This is a genomic window from Gudongella ferriphila, assembly GCF_046224405.1.
In the GTDB taxonomy this organism is placed as follows: Bacteria; Bacillota; Clostridia; order Tissierellales; family Tissierellaceae; genus Gudongella.
The window spans coordinates 1-1,195 of record NZ_JBJXRK010000072.1 but is presented as its reverse complement, the minus strand read 5'-3'; the positions used below and the strand labels follow the sequence as shown (position 1 = coordinate 1,195).

The 1,195-nt window shown below is 39.1% G+C and carries 2 protein-coding genes; both read right to left on the bottom strand.

Annotation, left to right across the window (positions count from 1 at the left end):
* Nucleotides 1–79: 79 nt before the first annotated feature.
* Entirely contained in the window at nucleotides 80–970 is an 891-nt protein-coding gene (locus ACKVDP_RS13800; protein ID WP_409229481.1) for an IS3 family transposase, read from the bottom strand.
* Nucleotides 967–1,195, bottom strand: a 229-nt coding sequence (locus ACKVDP_RS13795; RefSeq protein ID WP_409229480.1) for a helix-turn-helix domain-containing protein, incomplete at its 5' end; no start/stop codon positions are given. The genes ACKVDP_RS13800 and ACKVDP_RS13795, both read right to left, overlap by 4 nt.

Sequence of the window (1,195 nt, the reverse complement as noted above, 5' to 3'; positions counted from 1 at the left end):
TGATCTGCTATAAGTCAAGTAGACAGTATAAATAACAAAAATAATTGTTGAGTTCCATCATTTTGGTGGGACTCTTTTTCTATGCAGCATTTTCAAGGATCGAACGATAGGACATAGGGGGTAGTATATTGAGTTTTCTTTGTCTGCGTTCATAATTATAAAAATGAATATACTCACTTATTGAATCCTGTAACTCATGATAGGTACGGAACTGGTTCAGATAGTACATTTCGCACTTGATAATCCCCCAAAAGCCTTCCATGGGACCATTATCAATACATCGACCTACCCGAGACATACTCTGGACCATACCAGCTTCATCGAGTTTGTGTCTGAACTGTTTACTGGTATATTGAAAACCTCTGTCGCTATGAAATAGTGGTTTTGCATCAGGATACTTTTCAACAGCCAAATCAAATGTGTCGAAAACCAGCTTGTTGTTATTGCTGGAACCTATGGAAAAGGAGACTATACTCTTGTCCTTGAGGTCAAGGATTGCACTGAGATAAAGTTTCTGACCATTTCCATATTTCAGTTCCGTCACATCAGTTAGCCACTTTTCATTCAGTTTCTCTGCCCTAAAGTCACGATTGAGTATATTTTCAGCTGTGATTTCAGGAGTTGAGCGCTGATACTTTGGTCGCTTTCGTCGTATTACTGACTTCAATCCAACCAGGCTTGTCAGGCGGTAAATACGGCCTTCACTGCAGACTATTCCAAACTGTTCTTCCAGCTCATCCCTAAGCCTCCTGTAACCATAGATACCATTATACTTTGCATATAGATATGCTAGCTTGTGTGTGATATCCTCATTCTCTATTTCTCTTCCGCTCTTGCTTCTTCTAAGCCACTTATAGTACGAAGACCTGTTAAGACTTAGGATTTTACATAGTCTTTCTATAGGGTAGCTTTTTTCTTCATTCAGTTCTTTTATAGCCTTATATAGAGATTCTTGACGTACCCCGCTCAGCGTCGCCTCCTTTCCAGTTCTTCGAGCTTTTTTAATAGATCGATCTCCATAGATTTTTGTTCGATTTCAGATTGAAGCAACTTGTTTGTAGCTCTTAAGCGTTCGACTTCTGTCATCTCTTCCAGAGTTTTCTTCTTCCCACGTTTGTCGATAAGCCCATCTATGCCATTATTCTCATATTTCTTAACCCAGCTGTAAATCTGCTGATAAGATACTTTATACTTT